At 28.7% G+C, this 16,565-nt stretch carries 16 protein-coding genes and 1 pseudogene; 9 read left to right on the top strand and 8 right to left on the bottom strand.

What is annotated here, in order from left to right:
- The first annotated feature begins 9 nt into the window (after positions 1–9).
- On the top strand, positions 10–834 hold the full coding sequence (gene folK / locus H8R92_RS11630) for a 2-amino-4-hydroxy-6-hydroxymethyldihydropteridine diphosphokinase (RefSeq protein WP_186835537.1): 825 nt from the start codon (positions 10–12) through the stop codon (positions 832–834).
- On the opposite strand, the gene H8R92_RS11625 is transcribed toward folK, so the two are convergent.
- The gene (locus H8R92_RS11625) at positions 831–1,322 is read right to left on the bottom strand and encodes a DUF4883 family protein (protein WP_186835536.1); all 492 of its coding nucleotides are present in this window, start codon (positions 1,320–1,322) and stop codon (positions 831–833) included. The genes folK and H8R92_RS11625 overlap by 4 nt on opposite strands.
- Before the next feature lie 132 nt (positions 1,323–1,454).
- A complete protein-coding gene (locus H8R92_RS11620) occupies positions 1,455–1,853 on the bottom strand; it encodes a hypothetical protein (protein ID WP_186835535.1) in 399 nt (132 codons plus the stop codon).
- A 154-nt stretch (positions 1,854–2,007) separates the two neighbouring features.
- Here H8R92_RS11620 and H8R92_RS11615 point away from each other — a divergent pair, with 154 nt between their 5' ends.
- The 3 genes from H8R92_RS11615 (at position 2,008) to H8R92_RS11605 (ending at position 4,792) form a co-directional block, all read left to right on the top strand.
- The gene (locus H8R92_RS11615; RefSeq protein WP_186835534.1) at positions 2,008–3,030 is read left to right on the top strand and encodes a pyruvate kinase; all 1,023 of its coding nucleotides are present in this window, start codon (positions 2,008–2,010) and stop codon (positions 3,028–3,030) included.
- A gap of 150 nt (positions 3,031–3,180) precedes the next feature.
- Positions 3,181–3,450: a hypothetical protein gene (locus H8R92_RS11610; protein WP_186835533.1), complete on the top strand. Its 270-nt coding sequence runs from the start codon at positions 3,181–3,183 to the stop codon at positions 3,448–3,450.
- A gap of 133 nt (positions 3,451–3,583) precedes the next feature.
- Positions 3,584–4,792 carry an NADP-dependent isocitrate dehydrogenase gene (locus H8R92_RS11605; RefSeq protein WP_186835532.1) on the top strand — a complete coding sequence of 403 codons (1,209 nt, stop codon included), beginning with the start codon at positions 3,584–3,586 and terminating at the stop codon, positions 4,790–4,792.
- Between the two features lie 160 nt (positions 4,793–4,952).
- On the opposite strand, the gene H8R92_RS11600 is transcribed toward H8R92_RS11605, so the two are convergent.
- Positions 4,953–6,179 carry an aminopeptidase gene (locus H8R92_RS11600; protein ID WP_186835531.1) on the bottom strand — a complete coding sequence of 409 codons (1,227 nt, stop codon included), beginning with the start codon at positions 6,177–6,179 and terminating at the stop codon, positions 4,953–4,955.
- A gap of 183 nt (positions 6,180–6,362) precedes the next feature.
- On the opposite strand from H8R92_RS11600, the gene glsA reads away from it, so the two are divergent.
- The 4 genes from glsA (at position 6,363) to H8R92_RS11580 (ending at position 11,045) form a co-directional block, all read left to right on the top strand.
- Positions 6,363–7,283, top strand: a complete 921-nt coding sequence (glsA, locus tag H8R92_RS11595; RefSeq protein WP_186835530.1) for a glutaminase A — start codon at positions 6,363–6,365, stop codon at positions 7,281–7,283.
- A 68-nt stretch (positions 7,284–7,351) separates the two neighbouring features.
- Positions 7,352–9,871 carry a DNA polymerase I gene (gene polA, locus H8R92_RS11590; RefSeq protein ID WP_186835529.1) on the top strand — a complete coding sequence of 840 codons (2,520 nt, stop codon included), beginning with the start codon at positions 7,352–7,354 and terminating at the stop codon, positions 9,869–9,871.
- 13 nt (positions 9,872–9,884) lie between these two features.
- Positions 9,885–10,487 carry a dephospho-CoA kinase gene (coaE, locus tag H8R92_RS11585; RefSeq protein ID WP_022212803.1) on the top strand — a complete coding sequence of 201 codons (603 nt, stop codon included), beginning with the start codon at positions 9,885–9,887 and terminating at the stop codon, positions 10,485–10,487.
- A 9-nt stretch (positions 10,488–10,496) separates the two neighbouring features.
- Entirely contained in the window at positions 10,497–11,045 is a 549-nt protein-coding gene (locus H8R92_RS11580) for a lytic transglycosylase domain-containing protein (protein ID WP_022212802.1), read from the top strand.
- Positions 11,046–11,100: 55 nt separating this feature from the next.
- On the opposite strand, the gene H8R92_RS11575 is transcribed toward H8R92_RS11580, so the two are convergent.
- From H8R92_RS11575 to H8R92_RS11555, 5 genes are all read right to left on the bottom strand, one after another.
- Positions 11,101–11,970, bottom strand: a complete 870-nt coding sequence (locus tag H8R92_RS11575) for a 50S ribosomal protein L11 methyltransferase (RefSeq protein ID WP_186835528.1) — start codon at positions 11,968–11,970, stop codon at positions 11,101–11,103.
- A 3-nt stretch (positions 11,971–11,973) separates the two neighbouring features.
- The gene (locus H8R92_RS11570; RefSeq protein ID WP_186835549.1) at positions 11,974–12,645 is read right to left on the bottom strand and encodes a flavin reductase family protein; all 672 of its coding nucleotides are present in this window, start codon (positions 12,643–12,645) and stop codon (positions 11,974–11,976) included.
- A 155-nt stretch (positions 12,646–12,800) separates the two neighbouring features.
- The gene (locus H8R92_RS11565; protein ID WP_186835527.1) at positions 12,801–14,066 is read right to left on the bottom strand and encodes a D-alanyl-D-alanine carboxypeptidase family protein; all 1,266 of its coding nucleotides are present in this window, start codon (positions 14,064–14,066) and stop codon (positions 12,801–12,803) included.
- Positions 14,067–14,095: 29 nt separating this feature from the next.
- The gene (locus H8R92_RS11560) at positions 14,096–14,824 is read right to left on the bottom strand and encodes a type 1 glutamine amidotransferase (RefSeq protein WP_022212798.1); all 729 of its coding nucleotides are present in this window, start codon (positions 14,822–14,824) and stop codon (positions 14,096–14,098) included.
- 15 nt (positions 14,825–14,839) lie between these two features.
- Positions 14,840–16,198: a MurT ligase domain-containing protein gene (locus H8R92_RS11555; protein WP_186835526.1), complete on the bottom strand. Its 1,359-nt coding sequence runs from the start codon at positions 16,196–16,198 to the stop codon at positions 14,840–14,842.
- Between the two features lie 215 nt (positions 16,199–16,413).
- Between H8R92_RS11555 and H8R92_RS13235 the strand changes: the two are divergent.
- Positions 16,414–16,565, top strand: a pseudogene (locus H8R92_RS13235) (recombinase family protein); the annotation flags it as partial.

The following is a 16,565-nucleotide window of genomic DNA, read 5'->3' as shown; positions in this document are numbered from 1 at the left end:
GGAGAAGAAATGGATAAAATATATTTAAAAAATATAGAGATTTTTGCCAATCATGGAGTGTTTCAAGAAGAAAAAGCTTTAGGGCAGAAATTTATATTATCACTGGAATTATCTTTAGACTTTCACAAAGCTGCTAAAGATGGAGATTTAAGCGCTTCAGTCCATTATGGAGAGTTATGTCATAATGTAGAAAAAGTATTTAAAGAAGAGCTTTGTGACTTATTAGAAACTTTAGTATATAAAGTAGGAGCCTATGTACTTGACACTTATGAAGTAGTAAAGGAAGTAAAGATATCATTAAAGAAACCATGGGCTCCAATATCAAGACATTTAGACTATGCAGCAGTGGAAACTACAATTGCTCGCCATAAAGCTTATATAGCATTAGGTAGTAATATAGGTAATAAGGAGCAATATATTAGAAGTGCCATAGAAAAAATTAATGAGCTAGAAGGAACAAAGGTTAAAAAAGAATCAAAACTTTTAGTAACTAAGCCATGGGGCAAAGAAGATCAAGAAGACTTTTTAAATGCCGTAATAGAAGTGGAAACATATTTAAAGCCAAAGGAATTAATGGCTGAACTTTTAAGAGTTGAAAGTATCTTAGAGAGAAAAAGAGAAATTAAATGGGGACCAAGAACCATAGATTTAGATATAATATTATTTGATGATTTAGTAAGTAATGATGAGTTTGTAGTTCTTCCTCATCCATTGATGCATTTAAGAGAATTTGTTTTAGAGCCTCTTTGTGAAATAGCTCCATATGCAATTCATCCTTTAAAAAATAAAAGAGCCTTTGAGCTCTTAGAAGAAATAAAATCAATTGAAAATTAATTACTTTGTGCTTTATTTATGACATATACGCAAAAATCATAAATATTATTACGTGCATCAACATTCTTTGTGCTGTCAATAATATCTTCTTGAAATGAACCATCGTAAGGATGGATTGTATCTAAATCTGGAGAATAGGCATTAATAATATATTTTGAAGTACCGAAGGAAATAATAAGCCTATATTGTTGTTTGCTTTCTTTAAATTCATCAGGAAGTTCTAATAAATAGTTTTCTGTGTGCAAAGAAGTAAGGAAGGATTCAACAATATCATAATCATCCACTGGTACATCATAATATTTATATAAAATACAATCAAATACTTGCAATGTAAATGAAGGATTTTCCTTAAGTTTGCTATATAATTCATCTGAATAATAGTATGTAGTAGGTTTAGTTTCAAAAGTTATATATTTAGGATCATCTAAAAAGCAACCACATAAAATAAAACAAATGAAAATTGTAAATATTAATTTTATATATTTCATTGTATCCTCCATAATAAAAGTTCTATTTATATTTATTAAACATTAAGTATATTTAGAACAGATTTATTTTAGTTAATGAAAAGAGCTATACCTTGCATTTAGTATAGCTCCTTTTTACGATTTTTTGAGATGTTATTCATCAACTTGTTTAACCATGCATATAAGAAAACCTACTGTGGTTAATAAAAGATTTCTTATATCGGCTGTTGCTGGTGTATTTTGATTAATAGGAAGCCAAGTCATTAAAATTGCTGCCCCTAAAGTTATAAAAGATATAAACCCTGCAAAGTATATTTGGCTATTATAATTAACTATATTAAAGTGATTTTTACACTGTTGTCCAAAAAAATATCCAAAAATTGATGACATAGTTGAACGAATGGTAACTTCAGAAGGGGAGGAACCTTCTAAATTAAATAACATTACACAGATAGTTTGAATTAAACAAACAGTAGCTAATATCAATAAGATTTTTGATGCGTTATTTAATTTAGATAATGTGACTAAAACTTTTATTGTGAACTTTTTCAAAATATCACATCCTAAATTAAATATCCATAAATAACATAAGAAAATTATGTTATTTGTTAATATAATATGTTGAGATTATATAAAATGTGCACATAAAAGTAATAAAAAAAAATAAAATTAATAAAATTAAATAGAATAATACGATAAAGAGGTTATGATGAAAATTATAGCTACTATGGGGCCAAGCTCCATGAAAAGTCAGGTCTTAAAACAGTTAATTACCTCAGGATTAGAAAGCATTAGACTAAATTTTTCACATTTTCATGATGAAGAATTTCATAAGATAGTATCAGAAGTACGAAATATTAATAACAAGGTTGAAATAATTGGAGATTTAAGAGGACGTAAAGTAAGAGTAAGTGAAAAAGTTTTTTCAACATATAAGATACATATGGAAGATATAGTATATTTTTGTGGAGAAGATATGTATGATTATTTATTAAAAGATGAAAGGCTTTTAAAGAGTTTAATTCCACTTAATATTAATAGTAGTAATATAAATAAAAATAAAATAAATAAAATATCTATGAAAGATGATACCATGAATTTTGAAGTTTTAGACCAAAGTAAAGGTATAATTAAATCAAGAGTACTAAATGAAGGGATAATTAGAGGTGGAAAAGGATGTAATATTCCTGAATTAACCATAGATGGCCCTGGATTAAGCATATTAGATAAAGAAAGTATAATTTGGGGATTAAATCACGACTTGGATAGTTTTTGTCAATCTTATGTAGAGAGTGAAAAAGACATTATAGAGTTAAAAGAATTTGTGGAAAAAAATAATAAAAGGAATAAGGAGATATTATATTATGGTAAAATTGAAACGGAAAAAGGCATTAACAGTATAGAAAAAATTTGTGATAGTGTAGATGAAGTTATTATTGCAAGAGGAGATTTAATGCCAGAGTGTGGAATTGAAGATGCTGTGAAAAATCAATATATAGCGATAAATAAGCTAAAAGAAAAAGGTTATGAAGATAAAATAATTATGGCAACTCATTTATTAGATAGCATGATTAAAGGTAATAGAGCAAAATATACAGAAGTAGAAAGTATATTTAGTTTTATAGTAAATGGAATCAATGGTTTTTTATTAGCAGGAGAAACATCTATAGGAAAATATCCAGTGGAAGCTTTTTTATTTTTAAAAAGTCTTATAGAATACTATGCTTAAGCAAATTGTACTATATCTATAATAACACCATGTTAAATGATATAAAAAACCATTTTTAAAAATAATTAATAACTTATATTGCAAAATGTGGACTAAGGTAGTATAATATATTCAACAGATAAGAAAAAATGGAGAGTTGAGGTTATTTTAATGAATGGAAGTTTAAGAAGTATATTATATTTAGCAACAACTATAGCTATATTAGTTTTAGTATTTAAATTTGTAAGTTTTATGTTACCATATGTATTAATAGCTGCTTTAATAATTTTTATATATAGAAAGATTAAAGGTACATTGGATTATAAGAAAGAAAAACATGAACAAGGAAGCGTATATACAACAAAACCATCAGAGGAAGAAAGCCCATTTGATTCAGAAGATGGAGAAATAATTGATGTAGATTATAAAGATGTAAAATAGTAAAATCAGCTGAAAAGCTGATTTTTTTGCTTTATAGCAAATTTAAAAGCTATTGATGGAATAAAAATATTAAGGGAAATTTTGATAATATCATAAAACAATTGTATAATAAAGGAAATAAGGGGGTGTATTTATGAGCAAAATAAAAATGATTAATCCATTGGTGGAAATGGATGGAGACGAAATGACTAGAGTAATATGGGGCATCATTAAAGAGGAACTATTAGAACCTTTTATAGAACTGAAAACAGAATATTATGATTTAGGATTAAAACATAGAAATGAAACAGATGATAGAGTTACTGTAGACGCTGCTAAAGCCATTAAAAAATATGGTGTAGGTGTCAAATGTGCCACAATAACTCCAAATAAAGATAGGGTAAAAGAATATAACTTAAAAGAGATGTGGAAAAGTCCCAATGGAACAATAAGGGCTATTTTAGACGGAACAGTATTTAGAAGTCCCATAATTATAGAGTCTATCAAGCCATATATTAGAACATGGCAACAGCCAATAACCATTGCAAGACATGCCTATGGTGATATATATAAAGACGTAGAGATGAAAATTACAGGCTTTGGAAAGGTAAAACTTGTATTTGAAGATAATAATGGAGAAGTAAGTGAAGAACTTATCCATGATTTTCATGAAAAAGGAATTGTTATGGCAATGCATAATAAGAAAGATTCCATAGAAAGATTTGCTAGAAGTTGTTTTAATTATGCCATAGATACTAAGCAAGATTTATGGTTTTCTGCTAAGGATACAATTTCTAAAAAATATGACCATACTTTTAAAGATATATTTGCAGAAATTTATGAAAAGGAATATAAAGAAAGATTTAATAGCCTTGGAATAGAGTATTTTTACACTTTAATTGATGATGCAGTTGCAAGAGTTATAAAGTCAAAAGGTGGATTTATTTGGGCACTTAAAAATTATGATGGTGATATAATGAGTGATATGATAGCAACAGCTTTTGGCTCACTAGCCATGATGACTTCCGTTCTTGTTTCACCAGAAGGATATTATGAGTATGAAGCAGCTCATGGTACTGTACAAAGACATTATTATAATTATTTAAAGGGAATAAGCACTTCCACTAACTCTATAGCTACAATTTTTGCTTGGAGCGGTGCTTTAAGGAAAAGAGGAGAAATGGATGGATTAGGACAGCTTGTTACCTTTGCACATAATTTAGAAAAAGCATCTATTGATACCATAAATGACGGTGTCATGACTAAAGATTTGGCACTTCTTACAGAGTTAAAGGATGTAAAAGTTACTGATACAGAAGGATTTATTAAAGCTATAAGAGAAAGATTGGAAAAATTACTGTGATTACTAAAATAAAAGGGGATGTGGCATTAAGAATAAATACTACAATATATTGTGTATAAAAATTTTAGTGCGACATCCACTTTTTCATTGTTTTTATACTAGTTATATGAAAAGTTTAATCATTAACTTAGTGTTACCATTGGTGAGTGGAAACCATTTTCTAAAATGCCCAATTACCATTTTTAAATACAGAAACCTCTGTTCCATCATTAGTATAACCTGTTACTTCTAAATCAGCTGTTCCAATCATAAAGTCTACATGGATTAATGAATTGTTAACACCAATTTCTTTTAATTGTTCTTCACTTAAATCTTCAGAATTTTTTATACATGGATAAGCCCTACCAAAAGCAAGGTGACAAGCTGCATTTTCATCAAATAACGTATTGTAGAATATTAAGTTAGAATTTGATATTGGTGAATCGAAAGGAACTAAGGCTATTTCACCTAAATATCTTGCACCTTCATCAGTGTCAAGAAGTTGAGATAATACTTCTTTTCCTTCCTTAGCATCAAAATCAACAGCTTTTCCATCTTTAAAAGTTATTGAAAAATCATTAATTAAATTACCATTGTAGCTAAGTGGTTTTGAAGAAAATACTATACCATTAACGCCAGTTTTCTTAGGTAAAGTAAATACTTCTTCTGTAGGCATATTGGCATTAAATAAGATGCCTTTTGTATCAGCTTCTTCTCCACCAGCCCAATAGTGATTTTCAGGAAGTTCTACAGTTAAATCAGTACCATTGCTACTTTTTAAATGTAAAGATTTAAAGTTATGATTGTTCATAAAATCAAGATTTTTGGCAAGATTAGCATTATGTTTATTCCATGCTTCAACTGGATCATCAGCATCTATTCTAACTGCACTAATTATAGCTTCTCCTAATTTCTTTAAAGCTTCATCATCATTTACATCTGGGAAAACCTTCTTAGCCCATGCAAGAGTAGGGTAAGATAATACACACCATCTAACTTTATTAGCTGTTGCTGCTTCAGAATATTCTTTTAAAGCTATACTTCTTGCTTTAGAGTAAGCAGCTATATTTTCAATAGGTACACCATTAAAGGCATCAGGATCGGAGGCAGAGATAGAAATAAAGCATGCACCGTTTCTAGCATAATAGTTATATGTCTCACCAAACCATTCAGGTAAGTTAGATAAAGTAGCTACAGAATTATTTGATAATCTTATTTTGTTAAGTTTTGCATCATTATAGTTTACAATAACATCTTTAGCGCCTACAGCATAAGCTGCTTCAGCAATAAATCTTGCAAACTCAGCAGTTTCAATAGGACTATTAATACAAAGGGTATCATTTTCTTGTAAGTTAACACCCATTTCCACTGCAAGTTTGGCATATTTTTTTAATAATTCAATATTCATATTAAACACCTCTAAGCTTATTTTAAATAAAATATAAATAAGTATACCATAATATGTATATATAATGTTATAAATTTTTAGCCAATTAATAAATATTAAAAAGAATAAATAGATAGTATCATTGATAAAAAATTAAATAACAACTATAATTAAATTAAATAAGATATAGGGAAGGAAAGACAAATGAAAAAGTTATTAGAAAATTTGGTAGAAAAGAATAAAGTTCATGCAAAGGAAGGAAAATTAGCTTCATATATACCTGCACTTATGGAAGCAAATCCAGAAGCAGTAGGGATATGTGTTGTGGATTTAAAAGATAAATATGAGTTTTGGGCTGGCGATAGCGATGTTAAATTTACTATACAAAGTATTTCTAAGGTAGTTAGCTTAATAATTGCTTTAAATGATAATGGAAGAACTAATGTTTTCAGCAAAGTAAATGTAGAGCCTACAGGAATGGGATTTAACAGTATAGTTAATTTAGAGGCAGCCATGGAAAATAGGCCGTATAATCCAATGATCAATGCAGGGGCCATTGTAACTACATCATTAATATTTGGAGAGACTGAAGAAAGGAAATTAGAAAGAATTTTAAATTTCATGAGAAGAGCTACCAACAATCCTCATATAGGTATAAACGAAGAGATATATTTAAATGAAAAAGCTACAGGAGATAGAAATAGAGCTTTAGCATATTATATGAAGAGTACAGGAGCCTTAGAAGGAGACGTGGAAGAAGTACTTGATTTATACTTTAAACAATGCTCCATTGAAGCAACAGCAAGAGATTTAGCTAGATTTGGTGCTGTTATAGCTAATGATGGGGTAACTCCTTGGAGCAATGAAGTTTTAATGTCTAGAGATATATGTAGAATAGTTAAAACAATAATGGTGACATGTGGAATGTATGATGCATCAGGAGAATTTGCTATACATGTGGGTATTCCAGCTAAATCTGGTGTAGGTGGAGGAGTTCTTGCCACTGTTCCAAGAAGATATGGTATAGGATTATATGGACCAGCTTTAGATGCAAAAGGAAATAGTGTATGTGGTCTTCGTATATTAAAGGATTTATCAGAAGAGTTTGACTTAAGTATATTTTAAGGTATTATTTTCCAAAAAGATGGATAGTTATATAAATGAAAGAATAGTATAAAAAGATGGAGGATAATATGGAAAAATTATTGATTATAGATTCTGAAAGTCTAATGAAGAGAGCGTTTTACGCCATACCTAATATGAGCAATGAAGAAAGCTTATATACCAATGCCATATATGGATTTACTAAGATGCTTTTTTATATAAAAAAGAAAATACAGCCTAATTTAATGGCATCAGTTTTAAATAGTATAGGAGAAAATATTCCAAAAGTCCTTTGTGAACAAAAACCATATATAAAAGAAATTTTAGAAAATGCTTCAGCTGTTATATATGAAGAAGATGATATAGATGTATCTAAGACAATTACATCTCTTGTAAATGATGGTAGAAAAAAATCAATGGAAATATACATAGCTACAGCAGATAAGACATTATTACAATTAATTGATGATAATGTAAAAGTAATATATGTGGAATCAGGAATAAATAGTTTAAATACCTATGATAAAGAAAAATTTATAGAAGCATATGGTATAGAGCCAATACAATATAGTGATGTACTAGCACTTATGGATAGTAATTATTTGGGCGAAAAAACAGCTTTAAGCTTAATAAAAACTTATGGCTCACTGGAAGGTATAATAGAAAATAGTGAAAAAATTAATTCTAGTAGAATAAGAAAAGTCATTGAAGAAAATAAAGAAAGTGTACTTTTAAATAAAAAACTTATTTCTGTAAATGGTAATGAAGAAGGAATTACTCTAATTAATAATGGTAAAGACTGTAATGAAGAAGAATTAATGAAGATATTTAAAAAACTTAAGCTAAATAGTCTTTTGGAAGTTTTAGACCTTGAAAATATAGATGATATAGCTAGTGATGAAGAAGAAATTAAAGTAATTGATAAATTAGATGATTTTAAATGTTTCATAAAAACTATTAAGGAAAGAATATATATTACTTATGAAACATCTAACTCTAATGTGTATTCAAAAATAAGAGTAGAGAATATGTACATTTGTAATGGAGATGAAAGTGTAAAAATAGATTTATCTAGTTTATATGAAGAAAATATATCAAAAACTAATCTTCTGTTAAAAGAATTTATGGAAAATGATGACATAAAGAAAGTTATTCATGATGGTAAGAATTTACTAAAGGCACTAAGCAAAGATGGTACACAAGTTAATGGTTTTGATTTTGATAGTGCTATTGCTGCTTATTTAATAGATTCAGCAAGAGATAAATATAATTTAAATGAACTTATTAATGAATACTTAGAAAAAAATATAGATGAAAAAACATCATCAGCAATTAAATATTTAAGTGAGCTATATGTTTATTTAAAAGGTAGAATAAAAGAAGAAGGTATGGAAGAACTTTATTATAATGTTGAACATCCACTTATAGGTGTATTATCAAGTATGGAAGTAGTGGGGTTTAATGTTAATGAAGAAATACTTGAAAGCTTGGCAGTAAAGTTCAAAGAAGAAATAAAGAATACTGAAAAAGAAATTTATGATCTTTGTGAAGAAGAGTTTAATATATCATCACCAAAACAGCTTGGAAAGATATTATTTGAAAAATTAGACCTTCCAGTTATAAAGAAAACTAAGACAGGTTATTCCACTAATGCAGATGTATTAGAAAAGCTAAAAGATAAGCATCCTGTCATTGAAAAAATAATTTATTACAGACAAATAACAAAATTAAATTCAACTTATGTTGAAGGATTAAAAAATGTTATTGATGTTGATGGAAGAATACATTCAAGTTTTAATCAAACAGTAACAACTACAGGAAGATTATCCAGCACAGAACCAAATCTTCAAAATATACCAGTGAAATATGAAATGGGAAGAGAAATAAGGAAGGTATTTATACCTAAGGAAAAAGGTGATATATTACTTTCTTGTGACTACTCACAAATAGAGCTAAGAGTATTAGCCCATATGTCAGATGATGCTAATATGATAGATGCCTTTAAGCATCATAGTGATATTCATACAAAGACAGCATCAGAAGTATTTAAAGTTCCAGTAGAAGAAGTAACATCTCTTATGAGAAGTAGAGCTAAGGCTGTAAACTTTGGTATAGTATATGGAATAAGTGATTTTAGTCTTTCTCAGGATTTAAAAATAACCAGAAAAGAAGCAGCTGAATATATGGCAATATATTTTGATAGATATCCAAAGATTAAAGATTTCTTACAAGGTGCCATAGATAGTGCTAAAGAAGATGGATATGTATTGACACTTTTAAATAGAAGAAGATTTATTCCAGAGATAAAATCATCTAATAAGATAGTGATATCTTTAGGTGAAAGACTTGCCATGAATGCTCCAATACAAGGAAGTGCAGCAGATATAATAAAGCTTGCCATGGTGAAAGTGTACGAAAGATTAAAAAAAGAAGGATTAGCTAGTGAAATAATACTTCAAGTACACGATGAACTTATACTAAATGTTAAGCCAAATGAATTAGAAAAAGTAAAGATTTTAGTTATAGAAGAAATGGAAAATGTATTTAAGCTATCTGTTCCACTAGATGTTGATGTGAACTTAGGTAAAAATTGGTATGAAGCAAAATAGGAGGATGTAGCTTATGATAACAATAGGGTTAACTGGAGGAATTGGTTCAGGAAAAAGTACAGTATCATTTATGCTTAAAGAAGCAGGATTTGAAATTATTGATGCAGATATTATTGCAAGAGATGTTTTAAAAAAATATCCTGAAATTTTAGAAAGAGTTAAAGTTGAGTTTGGTGCTGGATTCTTTGACTGGAGAGGGGAATTTAGAAGAAAAGAATTTGGTAATCACATATTTAGATTTCCAAAGCAAAGAAAAAAATATGAAGAGATAATAATGCCTTATATAAAGCGTGAAATCTTTGAAAGCATGGATAACCATAAGAAGAAAGGAACAAAAATATTAATTCTAGATGCACCTACTTTAATAGAAAATGATTTGCATAAGGAAGTAGATTATGTTATCTTAGTTTGGGTAGATCAAAATACTCAAATCCAAAGAGTAAGGGCAAGAGATGGTATGATTAGAGAAGAAGCTATAAATAGAATTAACTCTCAAATGCCACTGGAAAGAAAAAAAGATTTTGCCAATATAATCATTGAAAATAATGATATATTACCTAAAACTAAGGAACAGGTTGATCTGCTTATTGATTTTTTAAATAGTAATTTGAAGTAGGTAGAGATAATGAATTTAAAAAAAATTATAGCATTTTTACTTTTAGTTTTGCTTGCTTTTTTAGGAATCCAACAAGGTATGAAGAAATATCTTTATCCCTATGAGTATAAAGAATATGTAGAAAAGTATAGCAATGAATATAATTTAGATCCTTTACTTGTTTTATCAGTAATAAAAACTGAAAGTAAGTTTAAGGAAGATTCAACATCAAGTAAAGGTGCTAAGGGCTTAATGCAGATTATGGATAGTACAGGACAATGGATATCATCTAATGTAGAAATAAGCTATTTTCTTCCTCATATGCTGTACAACCCAGAAATAAACATAATGATGGGTTGTTGGTATTTAAATAATCTCATAGAACAGTTTGGCAATGTAGATACAGCATTGGCAGCTTACAATGCAGGCAGTGGAAATGTCAATGAATGGCTAAAGGATGGCGAATATTCAAAGGATGGAGAGACCTTATACAATATACCATTTGCTGAAACTAAAAAGTATGTAGATAAAATAAAAGTGAGTTATAAAATGTATAAATATTTATATGGTGAAGAGTAAAATATATAAAGAGAGATGTGGCATTTTAATTAAGCCACATCTATCTTTATATATTTTACTTAGATTTTTTAAATATTGCAGTACACCATTCATTAGTTTGATACTTTTCTATAAATTTAAAGCCATATTTTTCAACATTGGCTTTCACTTCATCAAAGCTCCATTCAACAAGGCCAGAAACTAAAAGATTACCATTTTTATTTAAATGATTATTGATAAATTCCATAAACATCTTAGTTTCTTCACCACCGATATTAATAAATATCCAGTCATAGAATTCATCAATTTGACTTTCATCTTCTAAAATATTTCCAACAATAGCTTTTATATTATTAATGTTATTTAATGAGGCATTTAGTTCAACTTCATCGGTAATATCTCTAATGTCTACAGCATCAACTTTTTTAGCTCCAGTAAATGAAGCAGCAATGGAAAGTATACCAGAACCAGTACCTATATCTAAAACGGTTTTATCATTTAGCTCTAATTTATTCAAAATAAGTCTAAGAATATCTTGTGTTGTTTCGTGGAGACCAGTTCCAAAGGCACCTTGGGATATGAAATTTATTTTATTTTTATTTGGATATTCTTCTTCAGGAGAGGCAATAACCCAAGTATCATCAATATGAATAGCTGGGAATTCAAAGGTAGTATAATCATTAGTATTTTCCTCTAATCCAATATGCTTAACACCAAGGATTGAATCTACAAGCTCTATAAATTCATTTAATTCTCCTTCAGTATCCTCCATTGCAACTTTTAAATTGATATCTTCATCATCTTTTTCTATATAGCCATAACCATAATCATCAGTAGTAATTTCTAAAGGTGCTTCGTAAAAGGCGTTATATATATTATGTATTTGTAATTTTTCCATAGCCATATCTAAATCTTTATATGGAATGGTATATGAAAGTATATACATTAATTATCTTCCTTTCTTATTAAAAAATTTTTTAGATTTACTTGATTTTGATTTAGTTGTAGGTGTATCTTTTTTAGCTTTAACTGATTTGCTTTGTAAAGCTTTTTTCTTTTTAGCTACAGAATATCCAAAAGAGCCTAATGGATTAGTATCCATCTTAAAGTATTCTCCATGACAGTAAGAAATTAAATCAGCTTTTTCAAGATGAATCTTACCTTTTTCATCAAATAAATTTTTATTCACATGTGAACCAACCACTTCAGCAATAAAGCAATCATGAGTACCAAGCTGAAGTACTGTCTTTACTTTACATTCAATGGAGACAGGACATTCATTGATATAAGGTGAGCTTACATTAGTTCCTTCTTTCATGGTAAAGTTCATTTCTTTTATTTTATCAACGGTTTTTCCTGAACGTACACCAACATAATCTACAGCTTTTGTAAGCTTAGAAGTAGGCATATTAACAGTAAACTCCATGGTTTCAGATATGTATTTATGTGAAAGACGTTCAGGTCTAACAGAAATAGAAAGCATTGGTGGCTTAGTACATACTGTTCCAACCCAGCCTACTGTAAATACATTGTCTTTACCGTCATTACCTCTAGAAGTAACCATTACTACAGGAACAGGGTTTAAAATTACGCTTCCTTTTAAGTCAACTTTTTCATTCATCATTTATTAAATCCTCTCGTGTAAATTTCCTTTAGATTATAGCACACTTTTACTTAATTATGAATTATCAATGATAAATGATAAATTTATAAAAAAAAAATCCCACCTTAGTGAGATTCCTTTTCCTAATTACAAATTTAACTGTCAATTAATGATTATCTATAATATCTATTTCTTCTGCTTTTTCTTTTATTCATGTTTATAAGTTTAATAAGAACTACAACTAGTACAATAACTATTACTGTAAATAATAAAGCAGCACCATATAGAGGAAGGTTAGCCTTTAATAAATCGCCAGTTGTTAGAATAATAGTTCCTTCAACAGTTTCTTCAAATTGTCCTACCTTTAATGTTAAATTAACAGTTTTGTTTCCTGTAAGTTTCCAAGCATTAGTTTCTTCACCTTTATATAATATTTCAGCATGGTCATTATTAAAATCATTATTATATAAGTTAATATCTTTAGAAAGAACTATTGGAGCTGTTATTTCTTTAGTAGGCCCAAAGAATCTAAATAATTTATAGTTTAAAGTTACAGTACCAACTTCGCTACCAGCTTCTTTATAAAGGCTTTCCTTAGCAGTATATCCGTAATTGGCAATTGATAAAGTATCATTAAATACGTTAGTTCCATCAACACCATATTCGGATCCTAAAACAACAGTAACTAAATTTCTACCATCTTTTTGGAAGTATCCTACGAAGCAATGACCAGCTTGATCTTCATTACCAGTCTTACCACCAACATTTCCATCTTTACCTAAAATTTTATTTCTTGTGTCGATTAAGATAGTAGTACCATCTACAGATACACTTGTTGACTTTTCAGCCATAACATTTTTTATCCAGTCAGATTTGAAAGCTTCCGTTGCAATAAGAGCTAAGTCATAAGCTGTAGTTACATTATGAGTAGTACTATTAATTTCTAATCCATTTGGATTAATAAAGTTAGAATGAGTAGCACCTAATTCTTTAGCTTTTTCATTCATCATATTAGAAAAAGCAGCAACACTTCCAGCTACAGATTCAGCCATCATAACAGAAGCATCATTAGCTGAAAAAATCATAACAGCTTTCATTACATCATCAGCAGAAATTGTATCACCAGCTTTAACACCACCACTAATAAAACCATTAAGAGAGGTTTCAGTAAGGTTTGCTGAATTATTAGTATAAGCTATTAAATCACTTTTCTTTTTGTTTTCAGCAAAAATTAAAGAAGTAAGTAGTTTTGTTGTACTTGCAGGAGAACGTTCATCATCTGCATTTTTAGAGTAGATTACTTCTCCAGTGTCCATATCCATAACTAAAGCAGAAACTCCTAATATATCTGGTTCAGCTGCTTTTGCATTAACTGAAAATGGTAAAGTAACAGCTACAAGAAGCGACAGTGCAATTGATTTAATAAATTTTTTTCTCATTTTTAAAATCCCCGTTCTATATAAGTAATTTATTTATTATTAAGCCTATTAATCATGTACTCTTTAGCTTTAATTTCAAAGCTATCATCTAAAGGTTCAAGAGTTATTTCTTTACCATATTTTAATGATAGAGCAGTAGAAATGAATCTATCTGCAAGCTCAGGATTTTTTGCTAAAAGAGAACCATGGAAGTAAGTACAGTAAGTATTCTTATAAATACAACCTTCATATCCATCACTTCCATTGTTTCCATATCCATGGACACATTTTCCTAAAGGCTTTAAACCATTTATTTCAGTACGGCCTGAGTGATTTTCAAAACCAACATAATACTCGTTAAAATCTTCATTATATATAACTGTATTGCCGATAAAACGCGTGTCTCCACTTTCAGTATAGATATCTAAGATACCTAAACCATTTATTTTTTCTCCACTTGGAGCAGTGTAATACTGACCAAGCAATTGATATCCACCACAAATTGCAATAAGTACTTTTCCAGCTTCAATATATTTTTCTAACGCATCTTTTTTAGCACCACTTAAATCATTTGATACTATTGATTGTTCAAAATCCTGTCCGCCTCCAAATAGTACTATATCATAATTGTCAACATCAAAAGCATCATTTAAGGAATTATTAAGAATATTTACTTTAATTCCCCTAAGCTCGGCACGATGCTTTAAAATTAATATGTTTCCTACATCACCATATACATTTAATAAATCAGGATAAAGGTGACAAATATTTAAATCCATAGCTAGTCCTCCCAATTACCAAAGATTTTTTATATAGCCTTTAGAGTGTAGATATTTTCTGTAATTAATCATAGCAGTATACGTAGCTAGAATATATAGCTTGTCACATCTACCATTTTTTATTGCTTCAGTTAAAGCTTCGTATTGTTCCTCTATGACAAATTTATTAGGATTTAAACCAGCTGTTTTTAATCTAACAGCCATATCATAAGCTCTCAATCCTGAAATATAAACCTCATCTATGTTTGTTTCAGTAAGCTTTTCAAAATCAACATCCCATATCCAAGAAACATCCTGTCCATCAGCATAATTATCATTTAATAAGAAAGCCGCTGCAAATTTTTCTTTATTTAAGCAGATTGTATCTAAAGACTGATTATAACCTGCGGGATTTTTTACTAAGAATATTTTCACGTCTTTACCTTCTATATTAATGGTTTCTTGTCTACCAAAGCTTGAAGATTGATTTTCAAGAGATTTCTTAATTGCTGAATCAGCTATACCTAATTCCTTAGCAATAGAGTATGCACACAATCCATTATAAATATTATAAGTACCAGATTGATTTATAGATACTTCTAAATCATTAAATTTAACAGTTGATTTATCAGCATTTATATCTATGATATCTGTAACAGCATACATTAAATCTGAACGCTTATAACCACAATTTGGACAATAAAAATCTCCTAAGTGATTGTATGTAACAAAATTATACTCATATGGTGTTTTACAGAATTTGCAGAACTTGGCATCTGCATTAATTTCAATGGTTTTATTATCATTAATAGCCTTGTCAAATCCATAGAAATGAACAGGATTTTTTAAATCTAATTTCCCAAGCAAAGATTCATCACCATTTAAAACAAGAGTAGTTTCAGGAACATTATAAATTCCTTCTAAAATTTTATTTAAAGTAGTATATACTTCGCCATATCTATCTAACTGATCTCTAAATAAATTAGTAACAGTGATAACTTCAGGAGTTATATATTCTGTTATATATTTTAAATTAGCTTCGTCAACTTCAATAACAGCGTAGTTATCTTTTACTTTGCTACCAAACTTAAAGCTATCTACAAATGTAGTAACAATACCAGGAAAAAGGTTAGCTCCAGTGTTATTTGTAATAACAGGATGTCCGCTTTCCTTTATAATATTATAAATCATGCTTGTGGTTGTTGTTTTACCATTTGTACCTGTTACTAAAATTACTTTATATCCTTTTGAAATTTTAGATAAAATATTTTTATCTATTTTTAGGGCAACTCTACCAGGAAAAGTAGTTCCACCTTTTAAAATAGTTTTTGTTAAGAAAAGTGTAAATTTTGCCGATAATATACTGATAATTGTTTTAATACTAATTTTCCTCACCACCTAAATATTATATTTACATTATTAACAAGTTATTAACTTTATAATTAACTTCTTGAATTCTTCTAATAGTATAACATAAACTTTATTAGAAACAAATTTATCTTTAACTTAAATTATAAAAATATTATGAAATTTAATGAAAAAGGAGAAAACTATAGTTAATAAAAATATTGATAAACGTGTTTAAAGGCATCAATGGTTCTGATAATGATAGAAAGACAGTTATTTATACTAGAGTTTCTACTATGGGCAAAAAGATGATTTGAAAAATCAGATAGAATTTCTTTTAAACTTTACATCTTCAAAAGGGATAATAGTAGATGAAACAATTGAGGATATAGGTAGTGGATTGAATTACAATCGT

The sequence above is a fragment of the Clostridium lentum genome (genome assembly GCF_014287815.1).
In the GTDB taxonomy this organism is placed as follows: Bacteria; Bacillota; Clostridia; order Clostridiales; family Clostridiaceae; genus Clostridium; species Clostridium lentum.
This window is presented reverse-complemented; position numbering and strand designations above follow the sequence as displayed.

Excerpts from the sequence above, each read along its gene's own strand:
- folK (WP_186835537.1), top strand. The coding sequence starts at position 10 with ATGGATAAAATATATTTAAAAAATATAGAGATTTTTGCCAATCATGGA.
- H8R92_RS11625 (WP_186835536.1), bottom strand. The coding sequence starts at position 1,322 with ATGAAATATATAAAATTAATATTTACAATTTTCATTTGTTTTATTTTA.
- H8R92_RS11615 (WP_186835534.1), top strand. The coding sequence starts at position 2,008 with ATGATGAAAATTATAGCTACTATGGGGCCAAGCTCCATGAAAAGTCAG.
- H8R92_RS11610 (WP_186835533.1), top strand. The coding sequence starts at position 3,181 with ATGAATGGAAGTTTAAGAAGTATATTATATTTAGCAACAACTATAGCT.
- H8R92_RS11605 (WP_186835532.1), top strand. The coding sequence starts at position 3,584 with ATGAGCAAAATAAAAATGATTAATCCATTGGTGGAAATGGATGGAGAC.
- H8R92_RS11600 (WP_186835531.1), bottom strand. The coding sequence starts at position 6,179 with ATGAATATTGAATTATTAAAAAAATATGCCAAACTTGCAGTGGAAATG.
- glsA (WP_186835530.1), top strand. The coding sequence starts at position 6,363 with ATGAAAAAGTTATTAGAAAATTTGGTAGAAAAGAATAAAGTTCATGCA.
- polA (WP_186835529.1), top strand. The coding sequence starts at position 7,352 with ATGGAAAAATTATTGATTATAGATTCTGAAAGTCTAATGAAGAGAGCG.
- coaE (WP_022212803.1), top strand. The coding sequence starts at position 9,885 with ATGATAACAATAGGGTTAACTGGAGGAATTGGTTCAGGAAAAAGTACA.
- H8R92_RS11580 (WP_022212802.1), top strand. The coding sequence starts at position 10,497 with ATGAATTTAAAAAAAATTATAGCATTTTTACTTTTAGTTTTGCTTGCT.
- H8R92_RS11575 (WP_186835528.1), bottom strand. The coding sequence starts at position 11,970 with ATGTATATACTTTCATATACCATTCCATATAAAGATTTAGATATGGCT.
- H8R92_RS11570 (WP_186835549.1), bottom strand. The coding sequence starts at position 12,645 with ATGAATGAAAAAGTTGACTTAAAAGGAAGCGTAATTTTAAACCCTGTT.
- H8R92_RS11565 (WP_186835527.1), bottom strand. The coding sequence starts at position 14,066 with ATGAGAAAAAAATTTATTAAATCAATTGCACTGTCGCTTCTTGTAGCT.
- H8R92_RS11560 (WP_022212798.1), bottom strand. The coding sequence starts at position 14,824 with ATGGATTTAAATATTTGTCACCTTTATCCTGATTTATTAAATGTATAT.